Source organism: Streptomyces sp. PL-25 (assembly GCF_058344915.1).
Genome location: NZ_CP136997.1, coordinates 6,097,144 through 6,112,074, shown reverse-complemented (window position 1 = coordinate 6,112,074; position 14,931 = coordinate 6,097,144). Strand labels below are relative to the sequence as shown.

At 75.9% G+C, this 14,931-nt stretch carries 16 protein-coding genes; 7 read left to right on the top strand and 9 right to left on the bottom strand.

What is annotated here, in order from left to right:
- Positions 1 to 4: 4 nt before the first annotated feature.
- The 3 genes from R4Z62_RS27295 to R4Z62_RS27285 are packed head-to-tail and all read left to right on the top strand — an operon-like array spanning position 5 to position 1,988.
- Positions 5 to 589, top strand: coding sequence for a TetR/AcrR family transcriptional regulator (locus tag R4Z62_RS27295; protein WP_355481152.1), 585 nt, complete (start codon positions 5 to 7; stop codon positions 587 to 589).
- Entirely contained in the window at positions 582 to 1,427 is an 846-nt protein-coding gene (locus tag R4Z62_RS27290) for an alpha/beta fold hydrolase (RefSeq protein WP_064535892.1), read from the top strand. Before R4Z62_RS27295 ends, R4Z62_RS27290 begins: the two co-directional genes overlap by 8 nt.
- A gap of 54 nt (positions 1,428 to 1,481) precedes the next feature.
- Positions 1,482 to 1,988 carry a GNAT family N-acetyltransferase gene (locus R4Z62_RS27285; protein WP_064535891.1) on the top strand — a complete coding sequence of 169 codons (507 nt, stop codon included), beginning with the start codon at positions 1,482 to 1,484 and terminating at the stop codon, positions 1,986 to 1,988.
- Positions 1,989 to 2,015: 27 nt separating this feature from the next.
- On the opposite strand, the gene R4Z62_RS27280 is transcribed toward R4Z62_RS27285, so the two are convergent.
- From R4Z62_RS27280 to R4Z62_RS27270, 3 genes are read right to left on the bottom strand one after another with little or no spacing between them, the layout of a single operon-like run.
- On the bottom strand, positions 2,016 to 2,450 hold the full coding sequence (locus R4Z62_RS27280; RefSeq protein WP_064535890.1) for a VOC family protein: 435 nt from the start codon (positions 2,448 to 2,450) through the stop codon (positions 2,016 to 2,018).
- Positions 2,451 to 2,500: 50 nt separating this feature from the next.
- Positions 2,501 to 2,977 carry a DUF7919 family protein gene (locus R4Z62_RS27275; RefSeq protein ID WP_491521166.1) on the bottom strand — a complete coding sequence of 159 codons (477 nt, stop codon included), beginning with the start codon at positions 2,975 to 2,977 and terminating at the stop codon, positions 2,501 to 2,503.
- Positions 2,978 to 2,985: 8 nt separating this feature from the next.
- A complete protein-coding gene (locus R4Z62_RS27270; RefSeq protein WP_064535888.1) occupies positions 2,986 to 3,354 on the bottom strand; it encodes a VOC family protein in 369 nt (122 codons plus the stop codon).
- Between the two features lie 207 nt (positions 3,355 to 3,561).
- Here R4Z62_RS27270 and mmuM point away from each other — a divergent pair, with 207 nt between their 5' ends.
- Entirely contained in the window at positions 3,562 to 4,512 is a 951-nt protein-coding gene (gene mmuM / locus R4Z62_RS27265) for a homocysteine S-methyltransferase (protein ID WP_385501675.1), read from the top strand.
- Between the two features lie 30 nt (positions 4,513 to 4,542).
- Here the strand turns inward: mmuM and R4Z62_RS27260 are convergent, their stop codons facing one another.
- From R4Z62_RS27260 to R4Z62_RS27250, 3 genes are all read right to left on the bottom strand, one after another.
- Positions 4,543 to 6,141, bottom strand: coding sequence for a carboxylesterase/lipase family protein (locus R4Z62_RS27260; RefSeq protein ID WP_355481164.1), 1,599 nt, complete (start codon positions 6,139 to 6,141; stop codon positions 4,543 to 4,545).
- Positions 6,142 to 6,467: 326 nt separating this feature from the next.
- Complete coding sequence (locus R4Z62_RS27255) at positions 6,468 to 6,728, bottom strand: hypothetical protein (protein WP_355481166.1); 261 nt, start codon at positions 6,726 to 6,728, stop codon at positions 6,468 to 6,470.
- On the bottom strand, positions 6,725 to 7,645 hold the full coding sequence (locus R4Z62_RS27250) for an isocitrate lyase/PEP mutase family protein (protein ID WP_064535885.1): 921 nt from the start codon (positions 7,643 to 7,645) through the stop codon (positions 6,725 to 6,727). Before R4Z62_RS27250 ends, R4Z62_RS27255 begins: the two co-directional genes overlap by 4 nt.
- A 303-nt stretch (positions 7,646 to 7,948) precedes the next feature.
- Here R4Z62_RS27250 and R4Z62_RS27245 point away from each other — a divergent pair, with 303 nt between their 5' ends.
- Positions 7,949 to 8,353: a VOC family protein gene (locus R4Z62_RS27245; protein ID WP_064537710.1), complete on the top strand. Its 405-nt coding sequence runs from the start codon at positions 7,949 to 7,951 to the stop codon at positions 8,351 to 8,353.
- A 54-nt stretch (positions 8,354 to 8,407) separates the two neighbouring features.
- On the opposite strand, the gene R4Z62_RS27240 is transcribed toward R4Z62_RS27245, so the two are convergent.
- Positions 8,408 to 9,124 carry a helix-turn-helix transcriptional regulator gene (locus tag R4Z62_RS27240; protein ID WP_491521165.1) on the bottom strand — a complete coding sequence of 239 codons (717 nt, stop codon included), beginning with the start codon at positions 9,122 to 9,124 and terminating at the stop codon, positions 8,408 to 8,410.
- A gap of 182 nt (positions 9,125 to 9,306) precedes the next feature.
- Complete coding sequence (locus R4Z62_RS27235; RefSeq protein WP_385501678.1) at positions 9,307 to 10,269, bottom strand: AraC family transcriptional regulator; 963 nt, start codon at positions 10,267 to 10,269, stop codon at positions 9,307 to 9,309.
- 81 nt (positions 10,270 to 10,350) lie between these two features.
- Between R4Z62_RS27235 and R4Z62_RS27230 the strand changes: the two genes are divergently transcribed.
- Positions 10,351 to 11,262, top strand: a complete 912-nt coding sequence (locus R4Z62_RS27230; RefSeq protein ID WP_491521164.1) for an NmrA family NAD(P)-binding protein — start codon at positions 10,351 to 10,353, stop codon at positions 11,260 to 11,262.
- Between the two features lie 16 nt (positions 11,263 to 11,278).
- On the opposite strand, the gene R4Z62_RS27225 is transcribed toward R4Z62_RS27230, so the two are convergent.
- The gene (locus tag R4Z62_RS27225) at positions 11,279 to 12,493 is read right to left on the bottom strand and encodes a YihY/virulence factor BrkB family protein (protein WP_491521163.1); all 1,215 of its coding nucleotides are present in this window, start codon (positions 12,491 to 12,493) and stop codon (positions 11,279 to 11,281) included.
- Positions 12,494 to 12,668: 175 nt separating this feature from the next.
- Here R4Z62_RS27225 and R4Z62_RS27220 point away from each other — a divergent pair, with 175 nt between their 5' ends.
- Positions 12,669 to 14,303 (top strand): acyl-CoA dehydrogenase family protein, encoded by a 1,635-nt coding sequence (locus R4Z62_RS27220; protein WP_491521162.1) that lies wholly within the window; start codon positions 12,669 to 12,671, stop codon positions 14,301 to 14,303.
- Positions 14,304 to 14,931 lie beyond the last annotated feature (628 nt).

Here is a 14,931-nt window from a genome sequence, read left to right as displayed (position 1 = left end):
CCGTATGGCCCGAGCCGGACTCACCGCCGACCGCGTCGTCGCGGCGGCGGCCGAACTCGCCGACGAGGCCGGGCTCGACGGCGTCAGCCTGTCCGCGCTGGCCCGGCGCTTCGGCGTCAAGGACGCGAGTCTGTACTCGCACGTGAAGAACCTCCAGGACCTCCGCACCCGGCTGGCCCTGCTGGCCGGCGGCGAGATGATCGAGGCCATCGCCGCGGCCGTGGCGGGCCGGGCCGGCAGGGACGCGCTGGCCGCGTTCGCCGGTGCCTACCGGGAGTACGCGCACCGGCACCCCGGCCGGTACGCGGCCACCCGGCTGCGGATCGACCCGGCCCTCGTCACCGACCTCTCCGCCATGCGGCGCACCACCGAGATCACCTACGGGATGCTGCGCGCCTACGGCCTGGAGGAACCCGACCTCACCGACGCGGTGCGCCTGCTGCGCAGCACCTTCGACGGCTTCTGCGCGCTGGAGGCCGCGGGCGGCTTCAACGCGGCCCGGGACGTGGACGCGTCCTGGGACAAGGCCGTCGACGCTCTGCACACCGCCCTCACCCACTGGCCCAGGGAGCATCCGCGACATGACTGACACCGACGGCACCCGCGCGTACCACGACGTCCGGGGCGGCGGCCCCGTCCTGCTCGTCCTGCCGGGCGGGGCCGGGCACCCGATGGGGCTCGACGCGCTGACGGCCCGCCTGGCCCGGCGCTTCACCGTCGTCACCCACGACCCGCTCGGCCTCGCCCACGGCCGCCTCGGGCTGCCCGTCGCCGACCAGCGGCCCGGGGACTGGAGCGAGAGCGCCCTCCGGGTGCTGGACGAGGTGTCGCCCGGCGGCGAGCCCGCGTACGTCTTCGGCACGAGCGCGGGCGGTGTCGTGGCCCTCGATCTGTGGGCCCGGCACCCGGAGCGGCTGCGGCACGTCGTCGCGCACGAGCCGCCCTGCGTGGCGGCACTGCCGGACGGGGCGGCGCTGCGGGCCCGCTTCCGCGAGGTCCGCGCCGTCCACCGCACGGCCGGTCCGGCGGCCGCCGCGTCCCTGCTGACCGCCGTCCTGGAGGAACGCGCCCCCGATCCCGCCCCCGGCCCCGCGCCCGCCGCCGCCCCCCAACCCCTGACCCGCGAGGAGGAACTCGCCTCCCCCATGGCGATCTTCCTGGCCCATGTCCTGGTGCCCTTCACGGCCCACGGTCTTCCCGTACGGGGCCCCGGCGCGGGCGCGTCCCTCACCCTGGCCGCAGGCGAGACCTCCCGCGGCCTGCTGCTGCACCGCACCGCGACGGCCCTCGCCGAGCGGCTGGGCGCGGGCCTCGCCGCGTTCCCCGGCGGCCATCTCGGCGCGCTCGAACACCCGGAGGACTTCGCGGACCGGCTCACCGCCGTGTTCGACCGGGCCCCGGCCCGCCCGGAGGCCGGGCGCGGCTGAGATGCCGCGCGCCCCCTGTCCGGCCCGCCGGGGACGACCATGGACAATACGTCCATGCGCATCCGAGCCGTACGCACCGCCGAACTGCCCCTGCTCCAGGACATCGAGAGGGCCGCGGGGCTGTGCTTCGCGGACGTCGGCATGCCGGAGATCGCGGCGGACGAGCCGCCCGCGCTCGACGAGCTGGCCCGCCACCAGGAGGCCGGTCTCGCCTGGGTGGCGACCGACGAAGCCGACGCCCCGGTCGCCTATCTGATCGCCGACCGCGTGGACGGCGCCCTGCACGTCGAACAGGTCTCGGTGCACCCGGCGCACGCCCGCCGCGGCATCGGCCGGTCGCTGCTGGAGCACCTGGCGGACCGTGCCAGGGCCGAGGGCGCGACCGCCCTCACCCTCACCACCTTCGCCGAGGTGCCGTGGAACGCCCCCTACTACGCGCGCTGCGGCTTCGCGCCCCTGGCCGACAGCGCGCTCACCCCCGGGCTGCGCGAGATCCGCGCCCACGAGGCCGCCCTCGGCCTGGACCGGTGGCCGCGGCTCTGCATGCGCCGCACCCTGTGACCCCGGCCGGCCGCCCCGCCGGGGCGCTCAGTCGAGGCAGAACTCGTTGCCCTCGATGTCCCGCATCAGGATGCACGACTCGTCGTACTCGTCGGCGAGCAGCACGCGGTCACGGGTCGCGCCCAGCGCCACGAGCCGCTCGCACTCGGCCTCCAGCGCGGCCAGCCGCTCCGCTCCCGCCAGCCCGGTGCCGACACGCACATCGAGGTGCACCCGGTTCTTGACGACCTTGCCCTCGGGGACGCGCTGGAAGTACAGCCGCGGCCCCACGCCCGAGGGGTCACCGCAGACGAACCCCGCGCCCTGCCGCTCGGGCGGCAGCGACCGCCCGTACGCGTCCCAGCTCCCGAACCCCTCCGGCGGCGGTGGCACGACATACCCCAGCACCTCGCACCAGAACCGGGCCACGCGCTCGGGCTCCGCGCAGTCGAACGTGATCTGAACCTTCTTGACCGTGGGCATCGGCGCACCTTAGCAGGGGAGTTCGAGCAGTTCCGGGAGTTTTTCCGGCCCTACTCCAGCATGCGTTCCGCGTCGTCCGGAACCCAGGGGAAGGGCACGTCGGGCCATCGTGCGCGGGTCCAGGGCCCGAGGTCGAGCGCGAGGACGGCGTCGCCGAAGACCCGCGGCGGCCGGTAGCGGTGGACGGTGACGTAGTGCGTGATCAGGAACGGGGCGGCGTAGGCGATGCCGGGCCCACCGGGGACGCGGATCTCCCCGTTCCCCTCCGGGGCTCCGGGCCCCGGGCACAGGTCGCACTCGTGCACGCCCAGGCAGACGTTCATCCACTGGATCTCCTGAACGGCCCTCAGCTTGTCCACGAATCCCGGGGGGACCGCTCCGGTCGGATACGGCCTGCCCGCCTCCAGCCATCCGACGTTCAGACGGGCGTACGCCGGCCGGTACCAGAGCGCGTGGAAACCCGACTCCCTGTCCGTGAAGGCGTCGTGGTCCAGGTAGGCGTACGTGCTGAGGTCCTCGTAGAACACCCCGGTGCTCAGCCTGCCGTCTCGGCGGCGGAGCGCTCCACGCAGAACTCGTTGCCCTCGGGGTCGGTGAGGACGGCCCAGCCCCGGCCGTCCGGGCGGCGGCGGTCGTCGGTCAGGGTGGCGCCGAGGGCGAGGAGGCGTTCGATCTCCTGGTCGCGGGTGCGGTCCTGGGGCTGGAGGTCGAGGTGGACGCGGTTCTTGGCCCGCTTGGGGTCGGGCACGCGGACGAACAGCAGGCCCGCGCCCTCGATCAGCGCCTCCGGGTCGCCCGGGTGGTCGTCGTCGTGCAGCGGCAGGTCCAGCACCTGGGACCAGAAGCGGGCCAGGATGTAGGGGTCGGAGCAGTCGATGGTCACATGGCGGATCCTGGAGGTCATGCGGGACATCGTGGCAGCCGCCCGGAAGCCGGTGAAACGGGTTTTCGGCGCGGCCGGAACACGTCAGGAGCAGATCGTGCCGCGCGCCGGGGGCGTGCCGTCGAGGAGGTAGGTGTCGACGGCCCCGGTCGCGCAGTCGTCGTAGCCGTAGGTCCCGGCGATCCGGGCGGCGGGACGGTCGGGGCAGCGCTCGGTTAGCGTCGTGGCATGACATGTGGCACGGGCGGCGCGGCCTCGGACGGTCCCGCCGGGACTCTCGCCGAGGCCCTGGCCGTCGGGACGGTGGTGCTCGACGGCGGGATGTCCAACCAGCTGGAGGCGGCCGGGCACGACCTCGGGGACGAGCTGTGGTCGGCCCGGCTGCTGGCGGAGCGGCCCGAGGCGGTCACCGAGGCGCACCTCGCCTATCTGGAGGCGGGCGCGGACGTGCTGATCACCGCCACCTACCAGGCCACCTTCGAGGGGCTGGCGCGGCGCGGGTTCGGCCGGGAGCGGGCCGGCGCGCTCATGGCGTCCGGTGTCGCTCTGGCGCGGGAGGCGGTGGCGCGGGCGCGGGCGCGCGGGGTGGCGCGCCCGCTCTGGGTGGCCGCGTCGGCGGGTCCCTACGGGGCGATGCTCGCGGACGGTTCGGAGTACCGGGGGCGCTACGGGCTCAGCGTCGCCGAGCTGGAGCGCTTCCACCGGCCCCGGCTGGAGGCGCTGGCCGCCGCCCGGCCCGACGTGCTCGCCCTGGAGACGGTCCCGGACACCGACGAGGCGGTGGCCCTACTGCGGGCCGTGCGGGGCCTCGGGGTGCCGGCCTGGCTGTCGTACACGGTGGACGGCTCGCGCACCCGGGCCGGGCAGCCCCTGGAGGAGGCGTTCGGCGCGGTCGCCGACGCGGACGAGGTGATCGCGGCCGGGGTGAACTGCTGTGCGCCCGAGGACGTGGCGGACGCCGTCGCGGTGGCCGCGCGGGTCACCGGCAAGCCGGTGGTGGCCTACCCCAACAGCGGGGAGAGCTGGGACGCCACGGCCCGCTCCTGGACCGGGCGCTCCACCTTCACCCCGGCCCTGGTCCACCGCTGGCGCGCCTCGGGCGCACGCCTGATCGGCGGCTGCTGCCGGGTCGGCCCGCCGGTGATCGGCCGGATCGCCCGCTCTCTGGGGGCCGGGTGACCCGCCCTCCCCTGCCCGGGGGGCCGCGGTTCACGTTCCGCGGACACCGCCCGAGCGGCGCAGGCGCCGTATCACCGCGCGGAGTTCCGCGGCGCGGGCCGGGGAGCCGTCGGCCGCGGGGGGCGGGGCGGGAAGCGCGGGCAGGGGGTCGGGGACCGCGGCGGCGGGCGGGGCGGTCCACAGGGCCAGTTCGGCGTCCCGGGGGCCGTACGCGGTGTGCGCGGGGCCGTCGCCGAAGACCCGGACCGGGTGGTCCGGGCCCCAGGCCGCCCAGCCGGGGTCGCCGTCGGCGGCGAAGCGGACCCAGGCCGCGTGCATCGCGTCGGCCAGTTCCTGCGGGGCGCCCTCGCCCGCGAGCCGGCGCGCGTCGGGGACGTCGCCGGTGTCGAAGACGAAGCCCAGTTCCAGGGCGTGGCAGGCGCCGAGGCCGGGCAGCCGGGACGGCCAGGCGAACTCGTACAGGTGGGCGGCGCCCGGCCGGGCCTCGGCCAGCCGGTGCAGGGGGCGGCGCAGCATGTGGTCGGTGACCAGCTGGCCGACGATCTCGGCGGCGCCCGCGCGGGGCCGCAGCGACCGGTAGCCGCGCACCACCTCGTGTCCGCAGTGGCAGCGGGCCATGGCACCGGCCAGGGCGACCGCGCCGAGCCGGTCGACGCGCTCGATGAGGCCGCCCGGCACCAGCCACAGCCGGTACTCGTCGCGGGTCCAGCCCATGAGCAGGTCGGCGTCGCGTGCCGCCTCCCCCTCGATCAGCGCCTCCAGCGGATCGCGCGGGACGAGGTCGCCGTCGACGACGATGCCGAAGGCGGGGCCGCCGAGGACCGGGCTGCTGAGCCTGCCCGTCTCGGCCTGGGTGCGCAGCAGCAGCTCGCGGTCGACGGCGGCGAACGCCTCGGCGGTGGCGGGCACCTTCAGCCGGGCCGCCATCCGCCGCACCATGCGCCGCACCCTGTCCCGGCCGGACGCCTCCGGCGCACCGCTCTGGAGCACGGCCCGCCGGAACAGTCCCTGGGCCTGCGGGGCGGCGATCAGGGCGCCGACGCTGATGGCGCCCGCCGACTGGCCGCACAGGGTGATCCGGCCGGGGTCGCCGCCGAAGGCGCCGATCGCCTCGTGCACCCAGCGCAGCGCGGCGAGCTGGTCGCGCAGACCGGCGTTGGCGGGGGCGTCCGGGAACAGCCCGTAGCCCTCCACACCCAGCCGGTAGTTGACGGAGACGAGGACGACCCCGTCGCGGGCGAAGGAGTGGCCCTCGTAGACGGGCACGGCCGAGGAGCCCCGGGTCAGCGCCCCGCCGTGCAGCCACACCAGCACGGGCAGCCGGGCGCCGGGGTCCGGTTCGGGCGTCCACACGTTGAGGTTGAGGCAGTCGTCGCCGGGAACGGCCGGATCGGACAGGTACGGGGCGAAGGCGTCGGAGTACGGGGGCTTGGGCGCGGTCGGGCCGTAGACCTGCGCGTCGCGCACGCCGTCCCAGGGCTCGGGCGGCTCGGGCGGCCGGAACCGCCGGGGGCCGAAGGGGGGCGCCGCGTACGGGATGCCCCGGAAGGCCGCGACCCCGTGTTCGTACCGTCCGCGTACCGCCCCGTACGGCGTTGCCACCACGGGAGCCGTCCGGTCCGCCGCCATGTGACCACCAGCCCTTCAGCGCGCTCGCACCCCGCTCGTGCGCGGGCGTCAGCGCTCGCGCACCGGTACCTCAAGAGCACCACGGCGGTGCGCGGTATTCCGCCGCTCGGGCCCGGAACGGGGCTGTCCGGAGTACGGCAGCCTGCTCGGTGCCGCTCGCGCGGCGCCCCATCGCCACCGGAGCCACCACCGGAGTCACCACCGGAGCCGACGCCGGGGTCGGCTCCGGGACCGACGCCGGGGCCCTCACCCGGGCCGTCACCGGGGCCGCCCCGCACGGCGGCGCCCGGTGCGGTCCGTGTCGCTGTCGTCGCTGCCGCTGTCGCTCAGTCGCCGTCCTCCTCCCCGTCGCGGCCCACGCCCATGAGGGCCTCGATGGCGTCGACGGCGCTGCCGTCGTGGTCGCTGCCCGCGGTGCCGTGGCCGGTCTGGAGGTTGGCCGTGCGGTCGACCTCCAGGATGGAGTCGGAGTGCGAGTTGTCCAGGACGGTGATGAGGCTGCCGGCCGCCGCGGCGGGGGCCGCACCCGCCACCAGGGCCAGGGCCAGGACGGCCGCGGTGCGCAGCCGGGGCGGGCGGGCGCTCACACGCCCACGCCTTCTTCCGCGCCCGCCTGCGCGCCCACCGCCGGTGCGCCCACGCCCGCCCGCGCGCCCGCGCGTACGGGACGCCGGTGCGCCAGGTTGCGCTCCAGCAGGCTGGTCGCGGCCTGTACGCCCACGCCGCCGGCCGCGTCCACCTCGGGCAACCGGCCGTCGGCGCGGCGCAGTTCGGCGAGCGCGGAGTCCATCGCCTGGTGGGCGGCGAACAGGCACGGGGTGCTGTAGATCGCGACGTCCACACCCAGCTCGGACAGCTCGCCCAGCGACAGGCGCGGCGACTTCCCGCCGCCGATCTGGTTGAACAGCAGCGGCTTGTCGCCGACCACGGCGCGCACCCGGCGGATCCAGTCGACGGAGCGGATCCCGTCGACCAGGATGACGTCCGCCTCGGTCGCGGCCAGCGCCTCGGCCCGCAGCAGGATGTCGGCCTCGTCGGTGGCGTCGGTCCGCGCCACCACGACCAGGTCCTGCCGGGTGGCCAGCACCTTCTCCAGCTTGGCGAGGTACTCGTCGAGCGGCAGCACCTGCTTGCCGTCGGCGTGTCCGCAGCGGCGGGGCCGCTTCTGGTCCTCCAGGATCACCCCGGACGCCCCGATGCGCTCCAGCCCCTCCACCACGTGGCAGGCGACCTCCGCGTCGACATAGCCGTCGTCGATGTCCACCAGCAGGTGGTGGGCGGGGAAGGCGCCCCGCAGCCGCTGGACGAACGCCACCATGTCCGGCCAGGCGATGAACCCGATGTCCGGCAGGCCGTAGTAGGAGGCGGCGAAGCCGAATCCGGAGACGAACATGCCGTCGTAGTGCTCGGCGGCGATCGACGCCGAGTACATGTCGTACACACCGATCAGCGGGGTGGTACCCGGCCCGGCGATCTGCGCGCGCAGCTTCTTGCCGTAGGTCAACGTGACTCCTCTGATGGGGGGTCGGGCGCGGGGCGCGCCCTCAGGAGCGGCCGGATTCCGGTGGCCGGCGGCACCCGGTCCTTTGCCGAGACATAAGCATCCCTAGACCGCACCGAGAGCGGTACTTGAGATGCCCTTTACTCACTCGGACGGGCGTACGCCGTCACCGGAGAAACGTCACTGACCGGCGTGTCGCGGAGCCGGGTTGATGAGCGCCCCGGGGACCGGCGGGAGGGCGGCGGCGTCGCGGAGGTGTCCGATTCCTTCAAGACCGGGTGCCGGGGCCGCGCCTACGGTGACGGCATGACTCCACGATTCGCCGTGGTCGGCCTGGTCGCCTCGGACCTGGCCGCCTCGCTCGCCTTCTACCGCCGCCTCGGGCTCGTCTTTCCCGAGGACGCCGAACAACAGCCGCACGTCGAGGCCGAGTTGCCCGGCGGTCTCACCCTCGCGCTGGACACCGAGGACACCGTCCGCTCCTTCCATCCGGACTGGCGCCCGCCGGCCGGGGGCGGCCGGTGCGCGCTCGCCTTCCACTGCGGCACACCCGCCGAGGTGGACGCCCTCTACGCCGACCTGGCCGGCGCCGGGTACCACGGGGAGCTGAAGCCGTGGGACGCGTTCTGGGGGATGCGGTACGCGGTCGTGCACGACCCGGACGGCAACGGCGTCGACCTGTTCGCCCCGCTGCCCGCACCCAGCGCGTAGCGCCCGCACCCCCCGCGCGGAGCCCGCGCCTGCCGAGTGGCACTCGCGGCGCTGTCAGCGCCCACCCAGAAGTCCGCTCAGCGGCATCCCGGCCAACTCCCTCACGTCCCGGGCCAGATGCGCCTGGTCGGCGAAGCCCGCGCGGAGGGCCGTCTGCGCGAACGGGACTCCGCTCCGGGCCAGTGCCAGGGCGCGCTGCAACCGCAGCACCCGGGCCAGCGTCTTGGGCCCGTAGCCGAAGGCGGCCAGGGAGTGGCGGTGCAACCAGCGCGCGCCCACGCCGAGTTCGTCGGCGGTAGCGGCGACCGGGCGGCCCGCGTCCAGCGCCGCGACCAGGCGCCGCAGCCGCGGGTCCGGCGGCCCGGTGCGTTCCGCGCGTTCCAGGGCCGCGGCCTCCAGTGCGGCGGCCGGGTCCGCCGCCGCCTCCAGGCGGGCGCGCAGCCGCCGCACCTCGGCGGCGGGCCACAGCTCGGCCAGGTCGGTCCGCCGGTCGCGCAGTTCGTGCGCGGGCACCCCGAGCCAGCCGGGCGCGGTGCCGGGGAAGAACCGCAGCCCGGTCCAGTGCGCGGGCGGGCCGCCGGGGGCGTGAGCCCGGGTGTCGGGCCCGGCGACGAGCAGCCGGCCCTCGCTCCACAGCAGGTCCATGCAGCCGTCGGGCAGGACGAGCCCTGCCCCGGCGCCGGACCCGCCGGGTGTCTTCGTCCACAGCACCGCGCCCGGCAGCCGCGCGGGCCGCTCGGCGTACCCGCCCGGCGCCCGGCCGGCGCGCACGGACGCGGGCGCGGGCGCAGGAGCGGGCGCAGGCGCAGGAGCGTGCGCGGGAGCGGGGGCCGCACGCGCCCCGCGCGCCGCCTCCACAGCGTCCGCCGGGACCACGGGGACCACCGAGTTCACCGGCTCCGGCGAGGCCACCGGGCCCACCGGGCCCACCGGACGGGCGCCGTACACCCTGCTCACCCGCCCGCGCGCGCCGCCCCCGCGCGCGCCGTCCGCGTCCGGTGCTCCTGCGGGCTGACGCCGTAGGAGCGTTTGAACGCCGTGGAGAGCGCGAAGGCGCTGCCGTAGCCGACCAGGCGGGCGACGGCGGCGATGGTGTCGTCGGTGTCGCGCAGCCGGTCGGCGGCCAGCGCGAGCCGCCAGTTCGTCAGGTACGCCATCGGCGGCTCCCCGACCAGCGCGGTGAAGCGGCGGGCCAGCGCCGCCCTGGACACCCCGGCCTTCGCGGCGAGCGCGGCGACCGTCCAGGGGTGCGCCGGGTCGTCCTGGACGAGCCGCAGCACCGGGCCGACGACCGGGTCGGCGAGCGCCCCGTACCAGGCGGGCGCCGCCGCGTCGGGCCGGGCGAACCAGGTCCGCAGCGCGGCGATGACCAGCAGGTCGAGGAGCCGGTCGAGGACGACCTCCTGGCCGGGCTCGTCGCGCACGATCTCGTCGGCGAGCACCGGGGTGAGCGGGCACGTCCACATGTCCGAGGCCAGGGTCAGCAGCGGGGGCAGCGCGTCCAGCAGCCGGCCGTTGATCTCGCCCTTCATGAGGTAGGTGCCGATCAGCACCACCGTGCCGCCGTCGAGGCGGTCGCCCCAGGTGCGTACGCCGAGGTCCATGGAGCCGTTCAGCGAACGGCCGTCGGGGTAGGCGCACTCGCCGCCGGGCAGGATCAGCGCCTGCGGGGCGGTGCCGGGATCGTCGGCGCAGGTGTACGGGCCGGGGCCGCGCGCGATGGCCAGGTCGCCGGGGCCCAGCCGCACCCGCTCGCCGGTGTCCGGCATGATCCAGGCGTGGCCGCGGATCATCAGCATCACCGTGAGCGGGGCCTCGTCCTCGACGCGTACGGCCCACGGCGGGTCGAGGCAGGCGCGGATCATGAAGGCGCCGCGCGCGCGGGGGCCCTCCAGGAGGCCGGCGAGTGCGTCCATGGGGACAGCGTAGACGCGCGCTTATGCGGGTGAGCGGTTCGGCGATGGATCCCGTGCGGGGCAGGGCAGTTGACTGCTCCCATGACACAGAACACGCAGGGCACGGACGGTACAGAGGTCGGGCAGGGCACGCAGGACGCGGTCCGTGCGGCGGGCACGGGCGGGGCGCGGGCGGCGACGGTGGTGGTCACCGGCGCGTCCGGCCGTACGGGGAGCCGGGTCGCCGCGGCGGCCGCGGCGGCGGGGCTGACGGTGCGGGCGGCGTGCCGGGCGCAGGGATTCGACTGGCACGACGAGACGACCTGGGCGCCGGTGCTGCGCGGCGCGGACGCCGCCTACCTGATGTATCCGTCGGACATCGGCGCGCCGGACGCGGCACAGCGGGTGGGGAGCCTGGCCCGCGAGGCGGTCGCGCTCGGGGTGGAGCGGCTGGTGCTGCTGTCGGCGCGGGGCGAGGAGCAGGCCCTGCCCGCCGAGGAGGCGCTGCGCGCTTCGGGGGCCCGGTGGACGGTGGTGCGCGCCGCGTGGTTCGCGCAGAACCTCAGCGAGGGCCCGCTCCTCACGGAGCTGCGGGAGAGCGGGGAACTGGTGTTCCCGGCCGGTGACGTGCGCGAGCCGTTCGTCGACGTACGGGACATCGCGGACGTCGTCGTGACGGCGCTGACCTCGGGCGACCGCTGGACCGGGCGGATCGTCGAGGTGTCCGGGCCGCGGCTGCTGACGTTCGGCGAGGCGGTCGCGGAAGTCGCCGCCGCCGCCGGGCGCGAGCTGGTGTACCGGCCGGTGCCGGCGCGGGCGTACGGGGAGGCGCTGGCCGGGTTCGGGGTGCCCGCCGAGGAGGTGGAGTTCCTGGTCGGTCTGTTCGGGACGCTGCTGGACGGGCGCAACGCGCACCTGTCGGACGGGGTGCGGCAGGTGCTGGGGCGCGCGCCGCGCGACTTCGCCGACTTCGCCCGGGAGGCGGCGGCCGCCGGGGTGTGGAAGCAGCCCTGACCGCGCCCCGGGGCGGTCACTTGTCGGGCTGGGCGCCGTCGCTGTCGTCCTTGTGCGGGCCGCGCACGTGGGCGCTGCGGGCGTGGGCGCGCAGGCGCGCGGTCACGTCCTCCGGGGGCAGGAAGCGCGACCAGCGCTCGGGGAACTCGGAGGGCATGTCGGCGTCGTCGGTCTCGTCCATGTCGTCCATGTCCTCCAGGCCGTCCGGGTCGCCGAGGGATGCGCGGTACGCCTCGCGGGCGGCGGCGGCGCGTGCGACGTACTCGGCGATCTGCGCCTCGCGCACCCGCTCGTTGGCGGCGCGGGCCGCGGCGGTCGCGGCGGCCGGCCAGACCCGGTCGATGGCGGCGTTGACCGCGGCCCCGACGAGGACGGCGAACGCGGACACACCGATCCACAGCAGCACGGCGACCGGCGCGGCCAGCGATCCGTAGATGGTGGGGCCCTCGACGGTGCTGGTGAGGTAGATGCGCAGCAGGAAGCTGCACACCACCCACATGGCCAGGGCCACCAGCGCGCCGGGCACGTCCTCGATCCAGGGGGAGCGCACGGGGACGGACACGTGGTAGAGCGTGGTCAGGAAGGCGACCGACAGGACGATGACCACCGGCCAGTACAGGACCTGCACGACGGTCGTCGACCACGGCACGATCCGTACCACCGCGTCCGGTCCCGCCACCATCAGCGGCAGCGCGACCGACCCGATGAGCAGGGCGACGACGAAGAGCAGGAAGGCCATCAGGCGGGTCCTGACGATGCCGCGCACCCCGTCCAGGCCGTACATCACGGTGATCGTGTCGATGAAGACGTTGACCGCGCGGGAGCCCGACCACAGCGCGAACACGAACCCGATGGAGATCACGTCCGGGCGGCCGCCCTGCATCACGTCCCGCAGGATCGGCTGGGTGATCTCCTTGACGCCCTGGTCGGACAGGACGGTGCGGGAGGCGTCCATGATGTTGCGCTCCAGGCTGGCGATGGTGTGCGCGCCGGTCCAGGAGTCGACGTAGAAGAGCAGGGCGATCAGGCTGAGCAGCAGGGGCGGCACGGAGAGCAGGGTGAAGAACGCGGCCTCGGCGGCGAGGCCGAGGATGCGGTACTCCATGCACGAGTTGACGGTGTCCTTGAGCAGCAGCCAGGCGGTCCTGCGCTTGGAGACGTTCCGGTAGAGGGCGCGGGCCCGGTGGAAACGGCCGGTCGGCCTGTCGGGGGTGTCACTGGCTGGCTGCACGACCCAAAGGTATCCCTGTCCCGGCCCGTCCCCCTCATCCACGGGCGCCGCTCCGCGATCTTCGGCGGTCCGCCGCCGCCCCGGCGGGGGACGGTACGGCGCCCCGCCGGGCCCGGTGCCCGTCCGGGGCCGCCGATGTGGTGACGGCGGTCGTGGCGCGGGTAGGTTCCGTGCCATGGCAGCCAGCACTCATTCCGTGACCAACCAGGTGCCGCCGCTGGTCGGCTACGACCTCTTCGCCGCCGACCGGGCCCTGTCCGAGGCGGTCGGGCGGCATGTCGCCCCCGGTCTGCTCGACGAGGTGCGCGCCGAGCTGTCGGCGCTCGGCCGGGCCGCGGGCTCGGCCCAGGTCCAGGAGTGGGGCGCGCAGGCGAACGAGAACCCGCCCCGGCTGCGCACCCACGACCGCTACGGCCGGCGGATCGACGAGGTGGACTTCCACCCGGCCTGGCACCGGCTGCTCGGCAAGGGCGTCTCGGCCGGTCTGACGGCCGCCTGGACCCGGCCCGCCGGTCAGGTGCGGCGGGCGGCGGCCTTCCTGGTGTGGACGCAGGCCGAGGCGGGCAACTGCTGCCCGCTGTCGATGACCCACGCGGCGGTGCCCGCGCTGCGCGCCGACCCCGCGCTGGCCGCCGAGTGGGAGCCGCGGCTGACGTCCATGGTGTACGACCGCGGGCTGCGTCCGGCCGCGCGGAAGGCCGGCGCCCTGTTCGGGATGGCCATGACGGAGAAGCAGGGCGGCAGCGATGTGCGCGCCGGTACGACGCGGGCCCGGCCGCTGGCCGAGGACGGCACCTACGAGCTGCGCGGGCACAAGTGGTTCTGCTCGGCGCCGATGTCGGACGGCTTCCTGGTGCTCGCACAGGCTCCCGGCGGGCTGACCTGCTTCCTCGTGCCCCGGGTGCTGGCGGACGGCACGCGCAACGTGTTCCTGGTCCAGCGGCTGAAGGACAAGCTGGGCAACCGGTCCAACGCCTCCGCCGAGGTCGAGTTCGACGGGACGTGGGCGCGCCGGGTCGGCGAGGAGGGGCGCGGGGTGTCCGTCATCATCGAGATGGTGGCGGCGACCCGGCTGGACTGCGCGCTCGGCTCGGCGGGGCTGATGCGGCAGGCGGTGGCGCAGGCGGTGCACCACTGCACGTACCGGGAGGCGTTCGGCGGGCCGCTCGCCGGCCGGCCGCTGATGCGCAACGTACTGGCCGACCTGGCGCTGGAGTCGGAGGCGGCCACCGTGCTGGCCCTGCGGCTCGCGGCGGCCCGGGACGACGACGGCGAGCAGGAGCGGGCGCTGCTGCGGATCGCGGTGCCGGTGGCCAAGTACTGGGTGACCAAGCGGTGCGCGCCGGTCGTGGTGGAGGCCGCGGAGTGCCTGGGCGGCAACGGGTACGTGGAGGAGTCCGGACTGCCCAGGCTGGTGCGGGAGTCGCCGCTGAACTCGGTCTGGGAGGGCGCGGGCAATGTGCAGGCGCTGGACGTGCTGCGGGCGCTGCGGCGCGAGCCGCGGGCGTTCGACGCCTTTCTGCGCGAGGTGGGTCTGGCGCGCGGCGCCGACCACCGGCTCGACGCCGCCGTCAAGGACCTGCTCACCGAACTGGCCGACCTGGACGGCATCGAGGCGCGCGCCCGGCGGGTGGTGGAGCGGATGGCGCTGGTCCTCCAGGGCGCGCTGCTCGTCCGGTACGCACCGCCCGAGGTCGCCGACGTGTTCTGCGCCTCCCGCCTCGGCGGCGACCACGGCACGGCGCTGGGCACCCTCCCGCACACGCTGGACCTGGCCGCGCTGGTGGAACGCGCCCGCCCGGTGGTCTGAGCGCGGCGGGTCACGGAGGGGCGCGGGGGGCGCGGGGGTGCGTCGGGGCGCGGCGAGGGCGGCGGGCGGCCGGAACACCGGCGGCCGGGCGCGTACGGGTGGTGGCCGGGACCGGGCCCGCGCCGCGCCGAACCCCTGCCGCGCCGACCCCCTGTACCTCCTCCGCCTCCGTCTCCACCTCCTCACGTGCCTCCTCACGTGCCTCCTCGCGGTGCACCGGTCCGGGCGCGGCGCGGTGGGTTCGGCCGCCGAGGTGTCCGGCGGCCCGGCACGCACAGTGACCGTCCGGACCGAGATGCCGTGGGTGCGGCGCTGTCCGGGCGTACTGCTCGAACACCGGCCCGACCGGTGCGGTGAGAACACCGGGGCGCGCGTGCCGCTCCCCCGCGACCGGCGCGATCTGCTGCCGTACCCGGCCGCTCCCGCGGTGTGCCGGGGCCGGGCGGCGTCCGCCGTGTCCCGAAGAGGGCGGCGGGGCAAGGAATCCAGGGGTGCGGGCACGGCATCTCGGGGCCGTTTGCCGGGTCTTCGCCATACGGCGCGCCGGACTGCCGTAGCATCACTGTGGGTCGCCCCATCCGCTCCTCGCTCAACGCTGGGAACCCGCGGCGCAGTTGGCCCGCCCGGT

What these genes read in the sequence shown, in the direction of transcription:
- R4Z62_RS27295 (WP_355481152.1), top strand. Translation starts at nt 5, where the DNA reads ATGGCCCGAGCCGGACTCACCGCCGACCGCGTCGTCGCGGCGGCGGCC.
- R4Z62_RS27290 (WP_064535892.1), top strand. Translation starts at nt 582, where the DNA reads ATGACTGACACCGACGGCACCCGCGCGTACCACGACGTCCGGGGCGGC.
- R4Z62_RS27285 (WP_064535891.1), top strand. Translation starts at nt 1,482, where the DNA reads ATGCGCATCCGAGCCGTACGCACCGCCGAACTGCCCCTGCTCCAGGAC.
- R4Z62_RS27280 (WP_064535890.1), bottom strand. Translation starts at nt 2,450, where the DNA reads ATGCCCACGGTCAAGAAGGTTCAGATCACGTTCGACTGCGCGGAGCCC.
- R4Z62_RS27270 (WP_064535888.1), bottom strand. Translation starts at nt 3,354, where the DNA reads ATGACCTCCAGGATCCGCCATGTGACCATCGACTGCTCCGACCCCTAC.
- mmuM (WP_385501675.1), top strand. Translation starts at nt 3,562, where the DNA reads ATGACATGTGGCACGGGCGGCGCGGCCTCGGACGGTCCCGCCGGGACT.
- R4Z62_RS27260 (WP_355481164.1), bottom strand. Translation starts at nt 6,141, where the DNA reads ATGGCGGCGGACCGGACGGCTCCCGTGGTGGCAACGCCGTACGGGGCG.
- R4Z62_RS27245 (WP_064537710.1), top strand. Translation starts at nt 7,949, where the DNA reads ATGACTCCACGATTCGCCGTGGTCGGCCTGGTCGCCTCGGACCTGGCC.
- R4Z62_RS27235 (WP_385501678.1), bottom strand. Translation starts at nt 10,269, where the DNA reads ATGGACGCACTCGCCGGCCTCCTGGAGGGCCCCCGCGCGCGCGGCGCC.
- R4Z62_RS27230 (WP_491521164.1), top strand. Translation starts at nt 10,351, where the DNA reads ATGACACAGAACACGCAGGGCACGGACGGTACAGAGGTCGGGCAGGGC.
- R4Z62_RS27220 (WP_491521162.1), top strand. Translation starts at nt 12,669, where the DNA reads ATGGCAGCCAGCACTCATTCCGTGACCAACCAGGTGCCGCCGCTGGTC.